This window comes from Edaphobacter sp. HDX4, assembly GCF_036877565.1.
GTDB lineage: Bacteria > Acidobacteriota > Terriglobia > Terriglobales > Acidobacteriaceae > Edaphobacter.
On record NZ_JAEDXW010000014.1, the window covers coordinates 55,782 to 74,123 of the forward strand.

The 18,342-nt window shown below is 55.2% G+C and carries 9 protein-coding genes and 1 pseudogene; 6 read left to right on the forward strand and 4 right to left on the reverse strand.

Translation table 11 applies throughout. The annotated features are described in order from the left end of the window. Positions 1–51: 51 nt before the first annotated feature. The 3 genes from JAO29_RS14320 to JAO29_RS14330 all read right to left on the reverse strand — a co-directional run bounded on the left by JAO29_RS14320 (position 52) and on the right by JAO29_RS14330 (position 6,553). Positions 52–1,428 carry a phosphatase PAP2 family protein gene (locus JAO29_RS14320; RefSeq protein WP_334268923.1) on the reverse strand — a complete coding sequence of 459 codons (1,377 nt, stop codon included), beginning with the start codon at positions 1,426–1,428 and terminating at the stop codon, positions 52–54. A gap of 95 nt (positions 1,429–1,523) precedes the next feature. Continuing rightward, complete coding sequence (locus JAO29_RS14325) at positions 1,524–3,386, reverse strand: M14 family zinc carboxypeptidase (protein WP_334268924.1); 1,863 nt, start codon at positions 3,384–3,386, stop codon at positions 1,524–1,526. 416 nt (positions 3,387–3,802) lie between these two features. After that, positions 3,803–6,553, reverse strand: coding sequence for a TonB-dependent receptor (locus JAO29_RS14330; protein ID WP_334268925.1), 2,751 nt, complete (start codon positions 6,551–6,553; stop codon positions 3,803–3,805). Between the two features lie 1,140 nt (positions 6,554–7,693). Here JAO29_RS14330 and JAO29_RS14335 point away from each other — a divergent pair. From JAO29_RS14335 to rpmG, 3 genes and pseudogenes are all read left to right on the forward strand, one after another. Next, positions 7,694–8,902, forward strand: a complete 1,209-nt coding sequence (locus JAO29_RS14335) for a GTP-binding protein (protein ID WP_334268926.1) — start codon at positions 7,694–7,696, stop codon at positions 8,900–8,902. A 9-nt stretch (positions 8,903–8,911) separates the two neighbouring features. Next, positions 8,912–9,141: pseudogene (gene rpmB / locus JAO29_RS14340) on the forward strand (50S ribosomal protein L28). Then, entirely contained in the window at positions 9,138–9,290 is a 153-nt protein-coding gene (rpmG, locus tag JAO29_RS14345) for a 50S ribosomal protein L33 (RefSeq protein ID WP_334268927.1), read from the forward strand. Before rpmB ends, rpmG begins: the two are co-directional and overlap by 4 nt. A gap of 583 nt (positions 9,291–9,873) precedes the next feature. Here the strand turns inward: rpmG and JAO29_RS14350 are convergent. Next, positions 9,874–10,263 (reverse strand): Fur family transcriptional regulator, encoded by a 390-nt coding sequence (locus JAO29_RS14350; protein ID WP_334268928.1) that lies wholly within the window; start codon positions 10,261–10,263, stop codon positions 9,874–9,876. 206 nt (positions 10,264–10,469) lie between these two features. On the opposite strand from JAO29_RS14350, the gene JAO29_RS14355 reads away from it, so the two are divergent. From JAO29_RS14355 to JAO29_RS14365, 3 genes are all read left to right on the forward strand, one after another. Further along, positions 10,470–10,892, forward strand: a complete 423-nt coding sequence (locus JAO29_RS14355; RefSeq protein WP_334268929.1) for a MerC domain-containing protein — start codon at positions 10,470–10,472, stop codon at positions 10,890–10,892. A 1,077-nt stretch (positions 10,893–11,969) separates the two neighbouring features. Further along, the gene (locus JAO29_RS14360; protein ID WP_334268930.1) at positions 11,970–14,270 is read left to right on the forward strand and encodes a TonB-dependent receptor; all 2,301 of its coding nucleotides are present in this window, start codon (positions 11,970–11,972) and stop codon (positions 14,268–14,270) included. A 10-nt stretch (positions 14,271–14,280) separates the two neighbouring features. Then, positions 14,281–18,276, forward strand: a complete 3,996-nt coding sequence (locus tag JAO29_RS14365) for a cobaltochelatase subunit CobN (protein ID WP_334268932.1) — start codon at positions 14,281–14,283, stop codon at positions 18,274–18,276. Positions 18,277–18,342: the final 66 nt, after the last annotated feature.

The following is an 18,342-nucleotide window of genomic DNA, read 5'->3' on the forward strand; positions in this document are numbered from 1 at the left end:
GTAATACGTCCTGTTGGAAGTTCGCAGGCCTCAGTTTGTTGGACCAGGCGTCTATTTATGGGTCGTCCTTTGTAGTGCACGAAGTGACGCAGCATACAAGTTCAGACGAGAGTAGACTCCGAAGGCTGATCCGTTATCAAGAAAGCCACCGCCCGGCCCTTCCGTTTCTGTGAGGATACGATTTGCCTGGTCCAACGGGAGATCTGGAAAAGCGATGGTTAGCAAGTATCCTGCTTCCGGAGCGAGCTTGCCAACGTCCTCCTGAACGCCAGCATTTCGAGAATAGACCACGGGCAACCCATAGGTTTGAGTCGAGTCGTAGAATGCCTCGTCAATTCCCGCATCGCTGAATCGCCCCGTATCTTCTTTAGCGCAAATTGCCACCGCGTTTCCACACGACGTTTCGAGCACGCTGACGACTTCCGCGCGCGCCTTCATGAGTGCACCGCGAAAGTCATGAATTGCGGGAAGATTTCCTGGACCCTGCCCAACATACGCAGGGTCATTGGCCAGCAGGTGCGCCACATCGTAAAGCGCGAGCGTACGTCCCGCTAGAACATCCATTGCATAGTGCGCTCCGATGAGAATCCGATCGTTTCCATACTCGGCGGCTCGCGCGACCATCTGCGGATATCGTTCAGGAATCAGCAGCGCGAGCAAGATTGAACCGGTATATCCGTATGTTGTATGTCCACTTGGGTAGGAGGGGCTGTTGCTGAGGTCCATTACAGGTTCACGGTTGTAGACAGTATTGTCCGCAGGGGCACCGAAATAGTCCCGCCCGACGATCTGCGTGACCTTTGGCTCAGTCTGGAATGGCCGGGAGTCACCAAATGCATTTGCGCCACGAGTGCCTGCAGGGAGGTTGTAGGCGCGACCGAACGGATCGACGACTCCCCCCATGCTTTTCAGAATCGACATAGCCTCAGAAGAAGCAGGCGTCCTTCCGTCGGTTGTCCCATTGGCAAAGAAGAACTTTGCAAAGTTGGAGTGACTCCCCGTTGTGGTCACTCCATATGCAATCACATCGGCCACAGCTTGAGAGACGCTGGTGAAACGCGTTTGATCAATATAGTGGGCGCGAGCTATATAAGCATCACCCAGTGTCGTCCCAAGCCCATCTGACAACTGCGCCAAGTTGCCGTTAGTGCTGAAGACATCGCGGAGCGCTTGAAGCTGCTGTTCGTGGAAAGGTAACAGGTTAGATTGACTTATAGAGCCCATTTGAAGGCCGCCGGTTACTGCAAAGTTGGCCCCGAGGGCTGCCTGTCCTGCTTCTGATTGGGATAGCGTGCTGAGTGTCGCCAGCCCTCTCAGTGTTGCGAGATTAATACCCGATTGGGCATTGATCTTTGTACCGAGAATGCACAAAAGTGCTGCTGTAATCAGCACTAATCTGCTGGTAGTTCGCGCGGCTGTTTTTTTCATCTCGCATTTCCTTCCAAAATCCAATCAGCTCATTTGCAATCTATCCTACCTATCCGATGGTCCGGTCGGCCGATAGAGCCGACCGCCCGCGCCAACTACCACGTCTTGTCCCAAACTTCTACTATGGGGTAACGATTCATTGCGGAGGGTTGATAGTTGGATCGGATGATCCACCAGTCGAGTCGAGCCTGCGGATCATCGGCGAACTTTGGATCGGAGTGGAGCTTCTCCTGGAACTCGGCAAGCATCGCCGGGTTTTCGGCGGCCATCTTGTTGGCGATGGGAACGGTGAGATACTGGCCCGCGCCGATACGACCCATAGTCTGAAAGATGGAGCCGGCAAAACCCCAGCGTATGAGTGCGTCCGGTGCGGCAGGGTGCAGCAATGCCATGATTAGCCGTGCGCGCTGTTGCCTCATCGGAACATACCAAGAACCGGCGGGAATAGTTACCCTCTCCTTGACGGGTTTCATGGAATAGTCCACCAGCATGCCGCCCTCCATCATGGCAGCTGCGTACTTCACATCCGAAAAGCGCCAGGTGTCAAACTCCTGCTCCATATCTTTCGTCGTGCGTTCCATCACGACCCCGTGCAGGGCGAGTTCATCGGCGATCTCTTTCCATGCGCGAGGAATGAGCCAGCCGAGCGGTTCCTGCGCCTCGGCCGTAGTATCGATGCCGTCATGCATGGCCACTTCGATGTCGTCTTTCTCTGAGGTGTAACGGGTGACAGGCGTTCCCGTTATCTCCGACTGAAACTGTGCCGTTTTTAGGGAGTGATAAAGAAGCGGATGGGAGGTGGAGGCGGTTTTGCCCGCCAGATAAACGGGCGAAGCATTGCGATCACCGGCCATGGCAGCATATTTGTCATCAGCCGCTTGAATGGATGATCGGAGCGCTTTCGGATCCTCGGTGACAATATCGATAGCCGCAACCATGATGTCGTAGTTGGCCCAGGCACGGGTCTTGGCTTCCTTGAGGCTATGAGTCTCCACCAAAAGGCACGGACGGTTAAGTGCAGCGGTGTACAGGTGTGAATACCGTGGCGAGAAGACCTCGACGAAGAAGTCGCGTTTGCCATCGGCGGAACGTCGCAGCGCGCCGTAGGGCGAGACGAGATGGCCGCCAGATTCCATGCGCTTATTAAGCTCGGGGATAAAGCGATCATTCACCCAGGCGCGCGTTGGTTCTCCCAGGTCGCCGTGATGGGCCATATCCCAGGTGACGTCGTATTGGTAGTCGGCACCATCGGTGACGTGATTATCGAACATGAAGTCCGGCATCCAGGCGTGATATAGAGAGAGCCAACCTTTCATCTCCGGGGTGGCCGCCTTGATGTAGTCGCGATTGAGATTCAGTAGTTGAGCATTGGTCCGCGTGCCACTGATCTCGGGGCCGTTCTGGTTGGCGCGGTTGAAATGGCCGCGGTCCTCATGACCATCGATGTTGAAGACGGGAATGACGACAAAGATCGCCTTCCTGAGCCAGGCTGCCTGATGCTCACGTTTCGTGATCACCATGTCGCGGATAAGCATGAGGGCGGTGTCTTTGCCTTCGATCTCTCCGGAGTGAATGCCACTCTGGATGAGGATGATGGCCTTGCCGGTCTTTGCCGCAGCCGCAGGTGTAAAAGCCTTGTCGGAGGAGACAATGGCTGCATACATCGGGCGTCCTTCGGCGGTAGTGCCGAACCGGACCACCTTGACCGAGGAGGAACTCTTCTCGAATCGCCGCAGCATGGCCACCGTCTCGGCATATAGGCCTGTTTGGCGCCAGTCTGTCTTTTCGCCCGTAGTAAGCCAGTCCACCGGTGCCGCTTTTGAGCTGGCCGCAAGCGTCGCGGCTTCCTTGGCCATGGGAGGTTCATAGGCCGAATGAGGAGAGAGCGCCTCGCGTTGGGCAAAGACGGGAGTAAAGGCCAGACAGAGGCAAAGAGAAGCAATATGCCGGATGGGCATGGGTTGGGCTCCGTGAGATTCAAGTATGTTACGAGGACGCAGAGAGCACCTTTCAGGACGCAGGACATTGAGTCCATCGGCCGGAACATCGGTTCGCGCCTATCGCATCTCTCTTTCAGAGCGATGCAACGCTCCCTTGACGAACATAGACCTCTTATCGCGAGTAAGGCTCCGTGTTGGGGTTCATATCAGTGAGAATGATCGTGGTGATGATGCCACCTTTCAAAGGAGACCACCACATATACCGTGACGGAGAAGCACAGGAGAAGCAAAATTGCCAGTGAGATCAATTCAGCCCGCTTCCAACGTATAGCCGCCACACGCCGTTTACTTCCTTTGCCCAGAGTGAACATAAGTCACCTGAAACAGACCTGGGAGCAGAATCTGCTCCCAGGTCTGTCATTACCGGAACTGAGCTAGAAGTGAAAACCGATTTCGGCTGTCATCGCTCGTGGAGTGACGTAGTGCGTTCCACTGAACGTTGAGAGGAAGTTGTACAGAGCGACCTTGTTTGTAAGGTTGACCGCGGTCAAACGCAGACTGACCCGTCTTTTGTCCCCGCCAAAAAGATTGTCTTCCCCTACTGAAAGATCGAACAGGTTTCTCGGCGCGACACGTGGCGGATTTTTATCGTCATCTTCAGTGTTCGGTGCAGGAATGCTGACGAGCTTCGAGGTGAGTTGATTGGCAGGGCACAGTGCCGGAAGGGCTGCGAAGGGAGTCGCCTTCACGCCATTACAAGTAAGGCCTGCCTGAGCTTGCTGATCTGCCGTTAGACCGGAGATATCGATATAGTTGACGCCATTGATAACCGGGTTCAAGGAGCCATCATCGCCGGCGCACGGGCTGTTAGCGCCAGTCGGGTTGAAGCACGGTACGGCACCAGCTACAAGACCGCTATCGAAGCGCCAATTGAATCCAATAAAGGGGCCATGTTTGAAAGGAATTTGATACTGAACGTGGGTTGTTTGATTGAAGCGCTCATCGTGGTCGATACGGAATGGATAGCCACTTTGCCCGACGGTCGCACCCGCCCCCGCATTCTGCGGGGGAAAGAAACGCGCCGAAACACCCGACATAACGACGAATGCGGTTATGTTGTGAATGTTCGGCACGTCTGCACGGAGGGCAAATCCAGGGATCTTCGAGTTGTGCCAGTTAATGGGGAAGGTGATCGGAGTATTCCCGACAACACTAAAGTCGAAAGCACTATGTGTGTATTTCCAGATGTAATCGGCGCTGATCACCAGTTTTGTGCCAAACGCTTGTTGTAGACCTGCATGAAATTCGTTGCGGAAGCCGGGCGTAACAACGTTACTGCCTCCCTGGCAACCTAAAAGCGGCGATAGCACGGCGTCACTGCAGCCCTGACTTGAGATGACGAGGTTTTCATTGAATGGCGTCTCCAATGTGCGTGCATAGGATGCTCGCAGGATCGTCCCTGTTTTCTTGATGCTGTACGCCGCTCCCAACCGCGGTTCGGCTTGACGTTCTGAGCTGAGTCCGTTGTAGAGGTCACCACGAATCCCAATATTGAAATTCCAATTTCCAGCTTTGATTTGGTCTTGGACGTAGAGCGCTAACTCCTTTATGTCAGCATGCCCGAAATAACGGTATAGACCACCGTTACGAGTCAGATCATAAGGTAGGAGATTAGAATCGAAACTTCCGCCGTCGGCAGGATCATTTGATACTAGTCCCGCAGCTGCACATTGCCCTGGATCGCTGAAGCCGCTTTGCGGTGCTCCATCTGCATCAACACAAGGGGCGTTGAACGTTGAATCAACCAAACCGATTTGATCGTGCTCACGCAGAAAGGTGTGCGAGTAAACGCCGCCCATCTTGATATTGTGACGGCCTTGGATGTAAGAAAAGTCGGTATGGACTCCAGCATTCGTCAGTTGCCTTTGCTGGGCGATTGATTCAGTTCCAACCGGACCTAAATCCGCCAGCAGATTGTTACTCGGATAGTAGTTGTACTGATCGTGGCGAACATAAGGAGCGAAGTTGAAGATCCCGTTCGTACCAATGATTCGAGTAAACGTGGGGGCAATATTGAAGGTCTCTATCTTGTTGCGCTGATCGGTATTTCCGACGTTCTCGAAGACAGGGTCTGGGCCACTGCCTCCGCTGATCACATTCTGAACATTCAGATTGTCATAGGTGTTTGGGGTCTGAAACCACGATCGGCTGTAGGTCAGATTAAGGTGTCCTGAATTTTTTGCCGAAAACTGCCGATCGACTCTGTCGAAGACGTTTTGTTGATTTCCTTTGGCATGGAACACCGAAAACTCGGCGGGATCGAGAAATCGACCGGTATTGAGACCGTCAATCTCGAAGAAGTTCCCCCCTTTGGGACCGCCATATGCAAGATCGAAAGAGCCGGTTGAGGTTCCGAAGGTTCCGTAGGAGGTGGTTATGCTGCCGGTAGGCTTGGTAACTCCCATGCCGGAACGCGTCGTTACATTGATCACCAAGCTGGTTTTATCTCCGTATTCCGCAGGTGGAGCGCCAGAGATGACTTCGATGGACTGAATCGAATTGGAGGGAATCTGATTCGAAAAGACTTTGCTTTGCTGATCGGTGATCGGTTGCCCATCCAGTGAGAATGAATTTGAGGCGTGATCGCCGAGACCATGGAACAATCCATTCGAGTCGGCGGCAACGCCGGGAGAAGCCAATGTCACCAGGGAACTGAGAGTAGAAGACGGCGTTTCCAGGGGTAAGCGGTCGAAGAGTCCCCGATCAACATCCGTGTGGAAGACAGAGCTTCTCTCCAAAAGATCTCCTGACTCGACGTTGATTGTGGTTGAGGATGTCCCGACCTGAAGAGTTTCGCTTGCCGCCACTGGTACGGTGGACCGAATGTCAACATCCTGCGCTATTGAGGAGAATCCGGCCTTGCTGACCGTTAGGTGATAGGAATTAAAGGGGATATTGGAAAATTGGTATCGCCCTCCATTGTCTGTCGTCTGGGTTCGCTTATATCCGCTCACTGGGTTGAGGATGGTGACGGCGGCTCCCGGGAGAACAGCTCCCGAGGGATCGGTGATTGTACCGCCGAGTGTGCCAGCGATTCCAGCGGACTGAGCCGACAGATTGATGGCGTGGAGAGATAGGGTAACGATGCAAGCCGCGAGGCTCGCGCGAAACAGAGAGATAAACATGAAAAGCTCCTGTGCTGTTGTTTGACCGGTGAGGAAAAGGAACTAGCTACTGGTCAAAAGCACAGGAGGGGGGCGAACGGAAAGACTGAAGTAGTAAGGCTCGTTCGGCACGGATTCCACGGTCTGTGGCTGAATGAACCGTGTAACCAACACAGTGCTGACGAGAATATCTACGGAGTGGAACTCAATGGCCGTGTGAGCGGTGATGCAGAGCGAGCAGGTCTCCTGGGGATGGCCTATATGTGAGTGAGAGACCTGTGCTGTACAGCACAGCGCAACTAGCCCGACGCACAGCAAGATCAGCAAGTTTGATAACAGGCGTGGATTACCACCGCGGTTCGCGACCGGTCTGAACATCTTCCGAAGCATCGCAGATACGTCTATCCACATCGCGGGCATTCCTAGCGCTTAAGTGAAATCACAACCAGCCCTTGTCAAAGGACCAAGAGGAGAGAGCGCGTTAGCAGATCATCGCCTGGTTAAAGAGAAACGACACGAAACAGATTTTGTGAAAGCACGAGTTCTGTCGATCCAGCGAACAGGCAGGTCCATGTGCGAGGAGCTGCTCAACTTGCGGACGGTGAGATCTCGTGTGGCTAATGATACCTTAATTGCATTAGAAAAAGAAAAAGGCCCGGTCTTTCTTTAAGTCATTGAGATTGTGAACAAACCAGGTGCCAGAAACTTCTGAGATTGGGCACAGCGATCGAAAGGCTTTACCAAGCAGGATCTGCGATGGATTTAGCTAAATGGCAGGAAGGCGGAGGGCGAATCGCTGCCTGACGGAGAATCTCCTTCAGAGGAGGACTGAGAGAGTGTGTGATCGCGGAGATCGGCTCTGAGAACAGTGCCACCGCTAGTGCAGTGACGAATGGGGCAGTTACCGCATGACAAAAAGAGCAGGCAACGCATTGCTGATGCTGGAGCGAATGGAGATGAGCGTGAGCTGATGCAACCAGTCCGGTAAGGAAGACGACCGCCAGCAGCAAAAGAGCGAAAGCACTTCGCAAACTCCTGGGGTCGACGGGGTTGCGGAGCGCTCGCATGATGAATTATTTCGTCACAAGAGTGCCCCGTCAATGCTGACTTTGCGATAGTCTTAATGCAAATGTATTATCATTTTCATTAGGAGTATCGCCAATGAAAAAACTACCTACAACCGTGTTGTCTGGATTCCTGGGGGCCGGCAAGACTACCCTTCTCAATCACGTGCTCAACAATCGCGACAAGATGCGCGTTGCCGTCATCGTCAACGATATGAGCGAGATCAATATCGATTCTCAGCTGATCGCTCAGAGCGGGGCCAACTTGAGTCGGACCGAGGAGAAGCTCGTCGAGATGACCAATGGCTGCATCTGCTGCACCCTTCGCGACGACCTGCTCAAAGAGGTCTCCCGGCTCGCGCGAGAAGGGCGTTTTGACTATCTGCTCATTGAATCGACCGGAATCTCTGAACCTTTGCCAGTGGCCGCGACCTTCACATTTATAGATGAAACCGGTGCATCCCTCTCGGAGGTGGCCAAGCTCGACACGATGGTCACCGTGGTGGACGCCGCCAAGTTTCTTGATGACATGCAATCTGTGGATGATCTCCGCGATCGTCAATTGGCTCTTAGCAGTGCCGATGAGCGGACACTCTCAGACCTGTTGATCGACCAGATCGAGTTTGCCAATGTCATAGTTATCAATAAGACAGACATGGTCTCCTCGGAAGAGCTGGAACGGCTTGGGGCCCTGCTCGAGCAGCTCAATCCTGCGGCCGAGATCGTCCATTCGAAGTATGGGAGAGTTCCCCTTCACAGTATTCTCCATACGCGACTCTTCAACATGGAGGAGGCCGAGACATCCGCGGGCTGGGTTCGTGAGCTGAATGGCATGCACACACCGGAGACCGAGGAGTACGGTATTTCAAGTTTTGTCTATCGCACACGCAAGCCCTTTCACCCGGCGCGGCTGGAGGCCCTGACCGACGGTGGGTTTCCGAACGTTCTCCGCGCGAAGGGTTTTCTGTGGCTCGCCTCTCGTCACGATGATTTGATCCTCTTTTCGATCGCGGGAAAGACGCTGACGGTTGAGCCTCAAGCGCAGTGGCTCGCGGCGGGACCTCAGGAAGAAGAGCACGACGAAGAGACGAATGAGTACATCGGCAAGGTGTGGGAGCCGGAGTATGGCGACCGCCGTCAGGAGATCGTCTTCATCGGGATGAAGATGGATCGCGAAGATACGGAAGCCCGGCTCAATGCTGCGCTGCTGACGGACGAGGAGATGGCGGCTGGGGCGGCTGCCTGGCAATCCTTCCCAGACCCATTCGCCGAGATGTTTCGCGAAAACGAGATTGTAGGGCCATAGGAGGAGAGTATGTCGAAGGTTTGCAAGATCACCGGCAAGAAGCTGCAATTTGGGAACAGGATTTCACACTCTAACAATAAGACCGCCGGCGGTGGGAGCCGAATCTTCAATGGAAGAGGATTTGGTTGCCATTGGAGAATCGCTTTATCCGGATGCGCGTCAGTGCGCGTGGCTTGCGTACGATGCAGAAGATTGGAGTCGAACGGACACTGGCGAAACTGAGCGGGAGATCGCGATGAGGACCATCATCAAGCTCGTGTCCATGGCGGGAACCGGGCACTTCTACACGACAACCAAGAACCCGAAGCTCCAGAGTGGCAAGCTCGAACTGAGGAAGTACGATCCGGTGTTACGAAAGCACGTGATGTATCGTGAGGCGAAGGCTTGAGCGTCCGTGAAGTAGACGGCACTGCACTGAACAAGATTCACCTCCCCGGTTCCCTGCAGCGCCGTGGTCGGGCACTGTTGAACCAGCAGTGCTGGCTATGGGGCCACGACGTGAAATGTGCTAGAGGCAACCTGCTGATGGAGCGCGGATTTGAGCGGCTGCGTGCGCCTGCGGGCGCATCAGGTTCCACGCAATACACTTTGCATCTTCCAGCGGGACAACGTTTGATTCTTTGGGGCTTCGGGATGTACTTCGGAGGAGACGAGGGCGTGTATGTGAATCGCTACGAGTTTGTTCCGCGATGCGCTGCGTTGGACTGCCGATGGAGGAGCGCGGAGGCGATGGGCAGGCTGCCAAGGTGTGGAAAATTTCATCTTCTGGCGCAGGGGGCACAATGGATCGCAGAGTACGAAGGCTGGGTCCTCAAAAACATGGGGTCCTCGTATCGGGTACGAACTATCGTTGGATGGGAGGAACGGGCGGCGAAGGTTGGGCACATTGTCGCAGCCTGGCGTGAACTATCGCACGAGCTTTCTTCGCTTGCGTCGACACGTAGATCGTCTGGTGATGTGATCGCTGACGATCAGCGGCATTCGGAGCATTTGCCGTACACAAAAAACTCATGGCCCGTGGCCACAAATCCGCGGGGAAGCTTGGGTTTGACCTGTACTTCACATCCAACAAGCTCAAAAAGTTTGCCGCAATGGTTGCACTGGAAGTGGTGATGGTGGTCTTTTCCAGCCACTTCGTATCGTGCTGGATGCCCAGGAATCTCAACCGAAATCAACCACTCATCGGACACCAGAGCGTTGATATTGCGGTACACGGTGGCAAGGCTGATCCCTTCGACCTCGCTCTGAGCAAGGGCAAACGTCTCTTCAGGAGATAGAGGACGGTCTGCCTCCATAAACGCTGCACGAATCGCTTCTTTCTGTTTGGTTTTCCTGGGTAACGATGTGTGTTCTCTCGACATCCTGTCCTCAATGCTAAGTCTGCACTACTAAATGCGATAGCTCTTACAATAGTATCGCCTGTCTCACGCCAGTTATTATAAATGGTTTATCATTAGCAACATAGGCTGGGTATTCCGCCTGTGGCAGCCAAAGAATACTCGCCAGGGAGATCTAGCGACTCCCGCGAGCAGGCGGTGCTGCTCGCTTCATTAAAGGATTTTCTCTCATGGAAGGTGGCAAAGCCCTCCGGTATCTACCTGATCAGCTCGGCATCTGGGCTTCAGTCGTCTGTGTGATTCACTGTATCGGCACCCCTGTTGTACTTTCCGTTTTGCCCATCCTCGCTCACTACACTCCGAACGAAGAGAAGACCCATCGTCTGGTTGCGCTGAGTATCACAGGGGTCGGAGGCATCGCTCTCGTCCGAGGTTTACGCATCCACGGTGAGTGGCGCGTTCTCTGGCTCATGAGCGCGGGGTTGATCTCTGTCTTCACCGCAGCCTACTTAGGAGATAGGCTGCCTTCCCACAATCTTGAGGTGCTGATCACGATCATAGGCAGCACTCTCATGATCGCCGCTCACCGCCTCAACCATACCTTTTGCCACAGATGTCAGTGTTGTGTCCCGGCACGTCAAGAAGCGGGGTAAGTTAGCCGGGCTGAACATACGGCTAAAGGCGTTAGCCCTTCGCAAGCACTCCTCTAGGACCGCAGGACGTAGCTCAAGGCGCTTGACCACATGTTGGTCCACTCGAACAGCTAGCTCGCACACCTGAGCCGCTAGGGTTCAGGAGGTGACACGACCTGAAGGCAAATGTAGATAGCCTTGCCGGAAGACCCGCTGCGGGTAATGGCGATCTCATCTGGACTAACGCCTACCCATGCGTGCGATCGATTCGCGAGCTTCGGGACCACCTGCAGCTACAAATTGGCAAACCCTTGCAGCTCTGGAGCCGCTTCGGCCTGCTTGTTTCCGCTCGGAAATGCTTGAAACGTCACCCGTCTTGAGGCGTCGCGTTTGGCCGCTTACCGAATAAGTCTTGCGACGCCACTTCAACCCTAGACTTGCTCCCCAAATTCACCTCAATCTCGAATCCCCCGTAAAGCGTCATACTTTACTCCTGCGTGCTGACTCCTCAACGAATCCCGTAGGGTGGCGATTCCTCTGTTAGGAATCAATTCGCATTTGACAGGAGCGTGAAGTCGTGGAATCGTGAAACGTATGCTCACGCAAATTGCACAAAAGCGATCCAGCTTCCGCCTGGTCTTGGCGGCAATAGTGGTTGTCTTTTTGCTTTGCGCATCGATTGCGTCCGCATCGCATAACCACCTCGACAAAAAGCATGAAGATGTGGGACATTGCGCACTCTGCCAGATGTCGATGCAGATGGTTGCGGTCTGCGTTGTTCTGCTGTTGGCATCGTTTCAACGCGAAACTCGAGCCATAGAGGCCAAAAACGTTGTTTCCTGGATTTCGGACTGGCAGCCGCCCGCTGCGCGTATTCGCCCTCCTCCCGTCTCCTAATCTTCTCCGTCTTCTCGATTGAGTTTCGACTGAATGCGTCGCCGGGGCGCGTCACTCCCTTTTGAATGTTCGCCTCAAAGTGATGCGTTCACTTAGGTAGCTATCGAGGAACCCTGGTGCAAAGCCTCTCCTGCGGCGAGATCCGTTGCACCTTCGCCGATAGCCGTTTCCATTGCTCCCTTGTAAGTTCAGGAGATATCCGTGAATCGCTCGCTCTGTTTCGGACGCTCTCTCGCGTCCCTGTTTCGCCTTACTCCCATTCTGGTGTCGTTGATGATTGCCATGCCATGCCATGCGCAGGGTACGACGGGGTCACCATCCGCCGCGCCGACTGAAGTTCAGAAGATAGAGCCGCTAAAAGAGGAGGTTACCGTTACGGGCACGCGCTCGCCGATTGAGCTTGAGCGTTCCCCCGTTTCCCAGGCCGTGGTAGGGCGTCAAGAGATTGAAAACCGTGATGTCCGGCTTATCGACAAGGCGCTTGAAAACACGCCAGGAGTCATCAGCCTTCGGGCGCGCGGCGCATCGGATAACGACTTCGGTCTAGGGCTGCGCGGCTTTGCTGGGCGCGGTGGCCAGGTGAGAACGCTTATCCTGCTGGACGACCAACCGATCAACAACTCCTTCAACGGCTCGATCAATTGGGCCATCTTTTCGCCGAGCGACCTTCAGCGCATCGAGATCGCTCGCGGCCCGTTTTCTTCGCTCTATGGCGGCAATGCGATGGGCGGTGTGGTGAACCTTATCAGCCGTAAGCCAGATGGTCGCCACGGTGAGTTCTTCTATCAATACGGAAGCCGGGCGACGGACAACTACAACATCCACCTCACGGATCGCTTCTTCGACCGCCTCGGCGTCACGGTTGGATATAGCGGATACAAGACAGGCGGTTACTCGCCACAGGGAGTGTTCGGAACCGTTGTCACGTCGGGCACGGCAACACCTGTCACCGGCGTACGGCAATGGGCAACGAACACAGGTGGCACGCAGTACGAAGTCGGTTCGCGCGGTGCGCAGTGGTACAAGAGCGAAGCGCTTCGTCTCCGTGCGGAGTACACCTTCACGCCGAAGCTCTTTGGCTACCTGCAATTTCTGCATATGCATCGCGGTGATGGTTATGGCCCGTACGCTACCTCCCTGCGCAATGCGGCGGGCGACCCCATCGACAAGGGCGTCGTCAGCTTCGCGGACAACTCTGGGACGACGCGCCGGTTGAGTGTTACGCCGGTCTCGTACCTCGGTGGTCCTTCAGGAGCTACAACAGACTTCTACCACGGCCAGATCACCGCGCAGGCTACCCCAGCGTGGAATGTTCGATTGACCGGTGGCCTAAACGTGAATCCGACAAGCTGGTATACCACTCCCGGCACAGGCTCGACGCTGACCGGTGGCGTTGGCACGACGCCGAACCAGTTCGGCCAGTCGATCTATGCCAACATCCTGGCGACGCACGCCGGACGGAGCGGGACGTTGCTCTTCGGAACCGAGACGCGCGGAGATCGCGCCAGCACCGCCACACGGAATATGACGAACTGGCTTGATCGCAATACGGTTACGAATGTCACGCTCCAGGCATACGGAAAGACAATCGATCAGTCAGGATACGTGCAATATCAATCGAATCTCTGGGAGAGGCTCAATCTTGTCGCCGGCGGACGATTCGATTACTGGAAGACGTACGACGGCGGCAATCAGGCGACCGCTGCCGCTTCAGTTATGAAATACGGCGACCGATCGCAGCACGCCTTCACCGGGAAGGTTGCGGCGAACTATACGTTGCCGCATGAGTGGCATCTGCGCGCCAGTATCGGGAATGCATTTCGAGGCCCCTCCGTGTATGAGCTTTACTACAACTTCGTGCTCGGCACGACGAAGTATGTTGCCAATCCTGATGAGCGACCGGAACGTCTTCTCGCGTATGAAGCGGGCGTGCAGCACACATTTCGCGACCGCTATTCCGTGGAGGCCACGGGGTACACGAACCGAGTCAGTGACCTCATCTATCGCACAACAGACCTTGTTGTCGACCCGACTGGCGCGACCAAGGTCCTCACGAATGCCGGAAAGAGCCGGACCTGGGGAACGGAACTATCTGTCCGAGAGAGGGTCCTGAACTGGCTGGAACTACGGCAGGGATACACCTATACCAACTCCATCATTCTCAACAATCCAAGCCTGCCCGCAACAGTCGGCAAGACGCTGCCGTATGTTCCCGCACACATGCTCACATATCAAGCCACGGCGACACCGAAGCGTTTCGTCGTCAACTGGACCGGGCGGTATGTGAGTCCTGTTTATTCGACCGACACAAACACGGATACGGTGCGCGGTGTTCCTGGGAGCTACAACCTCTTCTTCGAGATGGATGGCACGGTGACGTATCGCGCCACGAAGAACGTATCCATTGTGGCGAACGCGGATAACCTCCTTGATCGGAAATATTTCTTCTACTACCGCAGCGTCGGGCGCTCACTCTTTGCTGGCGTTCGAGTGCACTTCTAGGAGACAGAGAATGAACTGGTTCAGAATAGGGATCTGTGCTCTCGTTGCATTATCTTCAACGGCAGCAGCACCGGCGCAACAAAGAAAACCAAATGTCGTGGTTGTTCTTCATAGTTCGCAGACCATGCCTGCTGCCTTTGCAAAGTTCCAGCAGACGGTTGGCAAGGATGCCTGCGACTGCTCCATCCTGAATGAAGACGAGCTGACGCCCGAGCGCCTTTCCCAGGCGAAGGCCATCTTCATGCAGCATCCTTCGCAGGAGATGCTCGACCGGTTTAAGCCCACGGGATTAGAGGCCATCAAGAATGGCCTGCAGGTCGCGACCGATGTTCCTGAGTTCATCATGCGCGACTGGGGAACAGAGCCAACCATGCGACTTACCGGACGGCTTATGCCGTACTGGAACAATGGCGGTGAAGAGAACATGCTCGGTTTCCTGCTGGTGCTTTATCGAGCGGCCGGAGGAGCGAACAATATCTCTATCCCACCTCCTATTCAGATGGCGAACAAGGGTATCTATCACCCCGATGCACCGAAGCTCTTCCCAACGATGACGGAGTACCTGGCGTGGTATCGCAAGGCGAAGCCGAACCAGGGTGCTCTCGTTACGGTTAACTTCTTTTACACCTACCTCAAGGACAACGACACTGCGGTTGTGGATGCCTTGGTTCGCGAACTGGAAAGACAAGGCATGGCTGCGGCTGGAGTCGTCGGTTCGCCGCACTCCAGTCTCGCGGCTGTATTCAACCAACCCACCAGCGACCCCATTCGCGTGATGATGATGTTTACGCTGGCGCTGGCTAAGCCAGACGACCGTGTCCTTCTCGAAAAGCAAAACATCCATGTGATGGGCATGATGCTCACCCGTCAAACTCGTGCAGAGTGGGAGGCGGCCGATCGCGGCGTCACGCCGGATCGTGTCACACCGATGCTCTCTTCGCCGGAGGCGTATGGGGCCACCGAGCCGATGATGGTGGGCACCACAGAGGGTGGATCGAAGGGCGTTCCACCACATCTTGAGCCTATTCCGGAGCGCGTGCACGCTGCTGCTATGCGTGCGCATCGCTGGGTTGAACTCGCAGAGAAGAAAAACGAGAGTAAGAAACTTGCGATCATCTACTACAACAATCCTCCCGGGAAAGGGAACATCGGTGCAAGCTATCTGAATCTTGCGCCAAGTATTCGCGCTGTTCTGGAAACACTAAAAACATCCGGCTATCAAACCGGAAGCTCGCTTCCCACCACGGAAGAGATTCTCGCCCAGCTTGCAAGCGTTGGTCACAATGTAGAGAACTGGGAACCGGGTGAACTGGACCGTATGGCACGCTCCGGTCGAGTCGCCCTGGTGCCGGTGACGGAGTACGAAAAGTGGTTCGCAGAGTTGCCGGAGAAGTTTCGCAACGCAGTTAATGAGCGTTGGGGTAAGCCGCGCGATGCAAAACTTATGACGTGGACCTCTCCCGCGGGAAAGAGATTCTTTGTCATTCCGGGAGTACAGCTGGGAAATATCTTTCTGGGGCCACAGATCCTTCGTGCGTCGGCGGAGGAGTACACCAACGTGCAACACAGTGCGACATTACCACCACATCATGGCTACATTGCATCATTCCTCTATTATCGCAACATACTCAAAGTCGATGCGATGGTGCAGATGGGGCGCCACGGAACGCTGGAGTGGCTTCCCGGAAAGAACGCCGGCCAGGCGGGGTGGGACACCTCGGAGGTATTGCTTGGTGACCTTCCAAATGTCAACTACTACATCATGGACGGCGACGCCGAAGCGATCCAGGCACGGCGTCGCGGCGCGGCCGTGCTCATCTCTCACCTCACACCAATTCTTTCTCGTACTGGATTTGAGGAGCGTTTCGGCGCCCTCAGTGAGGCGCTGAACCGCTGGACGGAGACGCATGAGACCGCCCCGGCACTCTCCGAAGAGTACGCGAAGCAAGCCATTGCCGAGATGCAGCGCCTGGGACTCGTCAAACAACTGGCGCTCGATCCGAATAAAACGGACGAGACGATGGAGAGGGTCAGTGCGTTCCTCGACAGTGTCGAAGAGTCTCCGTTACCGCTCGGCCTCGCCACATTGGGACAGATGCCATCGGATGATCGGCTTCGCGCAGGCCTGAAGGCATTTCTGAGTAATGGATTTCTACCGGACGAGAGCAAGGCCGTTGCTCCGTATCTCGACGACTGGACGAAAGCTGTCTTTGACGGCAGTGCGGCGACTGTGCCTGCATCGCTTCCCGCTAAAGTGCATGAGAAGAGTGAGCGCAGTCTCACCGAAGCCCGGACGTGGATGACGAACATGCGTATCTCTCCCGTGCGCGAACTCGAAGAACTTCCGAAGGTGTTGAACGCCGAATATATTCCCAGCGGCCCCGTAGGCGATCCGTTGAATGTTCCCGAGGCCCTCCCTACCGGGCGCAATCTGAATCAGGGCGATCCCAATCTTCTGCCGACACGCGCTGCATGGGCGCTAGGGAAACGTATGGGAGACGAACTGCTCGAACGCTACAAAAAGCAACACGGCACCTATCCGGATCATATCTCGATGGTGCTATGGCAGGGAGAGTCGGGCAGGAACCAGGGAGCCATGGAAGCTGAAGCCATGTACCTGATGGGGGTCCAACCGGAGTGGAACAACCGTAATGTCGTGGATCGGCTTTCGCTAATTGCCGACGCTCAGATGACGCATCCGCGGGTGAACGTGGTCTTCACCGCGAGTGGCCTCTACCGCGATGGCATGGCGGAAAAGATCATCCTGCTGGACCGCGCGTCGCGCATGGCGGCCGCAGCGGGTGACAATGCGCTCAGCCGGCAGAACCGCGAGATAGTCAAAGCATTGATGGCTACGGGGATGAGCGCTGAAAAGGCAAACGAGCTCGCCGGAGCGAGAGTGTTCTCTTCGGCGCCCGGCAGCTATGGGACAGGGTTGTCCAATCTGGTGGAGCAATCCCGCGACGTCGAAGAACATCAGACGATGGCCGAGTTGTATCTCGCAAAGACGAACTATGCCTATACGGAGAAGTCCTGGGGAGCCAACGAACCAAAGCTTTTGCAGCATCAGCTCCAAGGCAATCAGGTTGTCCTGCACAGCCGTTCGTCGAACCTGTACGGTGCAGTGGACAACGACGATGTCTATCAGACGATGGGAGGATTGCGTCTTGCCTCAGAAGCGGCCGGAGCGAAACCTGAGCTTGTGATAAACAACCTACGCCATGCAGGGCACGAAAAAGTGGAAGGCGCACGCGATTTCATCGCAACCGAGTTGAATGCGCGCAACTGGAACCCGCAGTGGATTCGCGAGATGCAGAAAGAAGGATATTCCGGCGCACGAGAGATGATGCGAGCCGGAGAGTTTCTCTATGGATGGAAGGCGACTGCCCCTGAAACGGTAGCTCCCGAAGTCTGGCGGAAGATGTACGACGTTTACGTGAAGGATGAATACCAACTTGGCCTCAAACAGTTTATGGAGAAGGCGAATCCGGCAGCGAGACAGGCCATGTTGGGGCGTCTGATAGAGATTGACCGTCAGGGCACCTACAAGTTTACTCCCGCAGAACGGCAGCAGATGGTTCAGGAATACGCCCACAATGTGTCCATCAATGGACTGGCCTGCGAGGCGAACACCTGCGGCAATCTGAAGCTTAAGCAGAGCATCGCGAAGCAGGTGCGACAGCTTTCGACGGATCGCATGATACCTACAGAGCAGCGAGAGTTTAGACGGCAGGTTAGCCGGAGCAGTGCTCCCAAGCCTTCGGCCGCCAAACCACTTCAGAAAGCGAAGCTGGTCGGCACCAGTTCACTGCCTGCATCACTCCACGGATATAAGGTGACCTACGTAAAATTAGGGCATTTTATGCAGACTTCGAGACGCTACGTGAGTGAGCACTTCGCTCCGTTGCTTCTCATCTGGTCTATCTCAATCGGTCTCGGCGTCATCCTCGGTTTCGCCCGAAGGCGATGGATCAAGCAGACGGTCTTGCAGTTAATGCCTCGCTAAGACGATCTGCTGGACGGACCATCGAACTCCATGCGCCTTCGGGCGTGAAGGCCTGGCAAAGGCCTG

Excerpts from the sequence above, each read along its gene's own strand:
- JAO29_RS14325 (WP_334268924.1), bottom strand. The coding sequence starts at position 3,386 with ATGCCCATCCGGCATATTGCTTCTCTTTGCCTCTGTCTGGCCTTTACT.
- JAO29_RS14365 (WP_334268932.1), top strand. The coding sequence starts at position 14,281 with ATGAACTGGTTCAGAATAGGGATCTGTGCTCTCGTTGCATTATCTTCA.
- JAO29_RS14350 (WP_334268928.1), bottom strand. The coding sequence starts at position 10,263 with ATGTCGAGAGAACACACATCGTTACCCAGGAAAACCAAACAGAAAGAA.
- rpmG (WP_334268927.1), top strand. The coding sequence starts at position 9,138 with ATGAGGACCATCATCAAGCTCGTGTCCATGGCGGGAACCGGGCACTTC.
- JAO29_RS14335 (WP_334268926.1), top strand. The coding sequence starts at position 7,694 with ATGAAAAAACTACCTACAACCGTGTTGTCTGGATTCCTGGGGGCCGGC.
- JAO29_RS14355 (WP_334268929.1), top strand. The coding sequence starts at position 10,470 with ATGGAAGGTGGCAAAGCCCTCCGGTATCTACCTGATCAGCTCGGCATC.
- JAO29_RS14320 (WP_334268923.1), bottom strand. The coding sequence starts at position 1,428 with ATGAAAAAAACAGCCGCGCGAACTACCAGCAGATTAGTGCTGATTACA.
- JAO29_RS14330 (WP_334268925.1), bottom strand. The coding sequence starts at position 6,553 with ATGTTTATCTCTCTGTTTCGCGCGAGCCTCGCGGCTTGCATCGTTACC.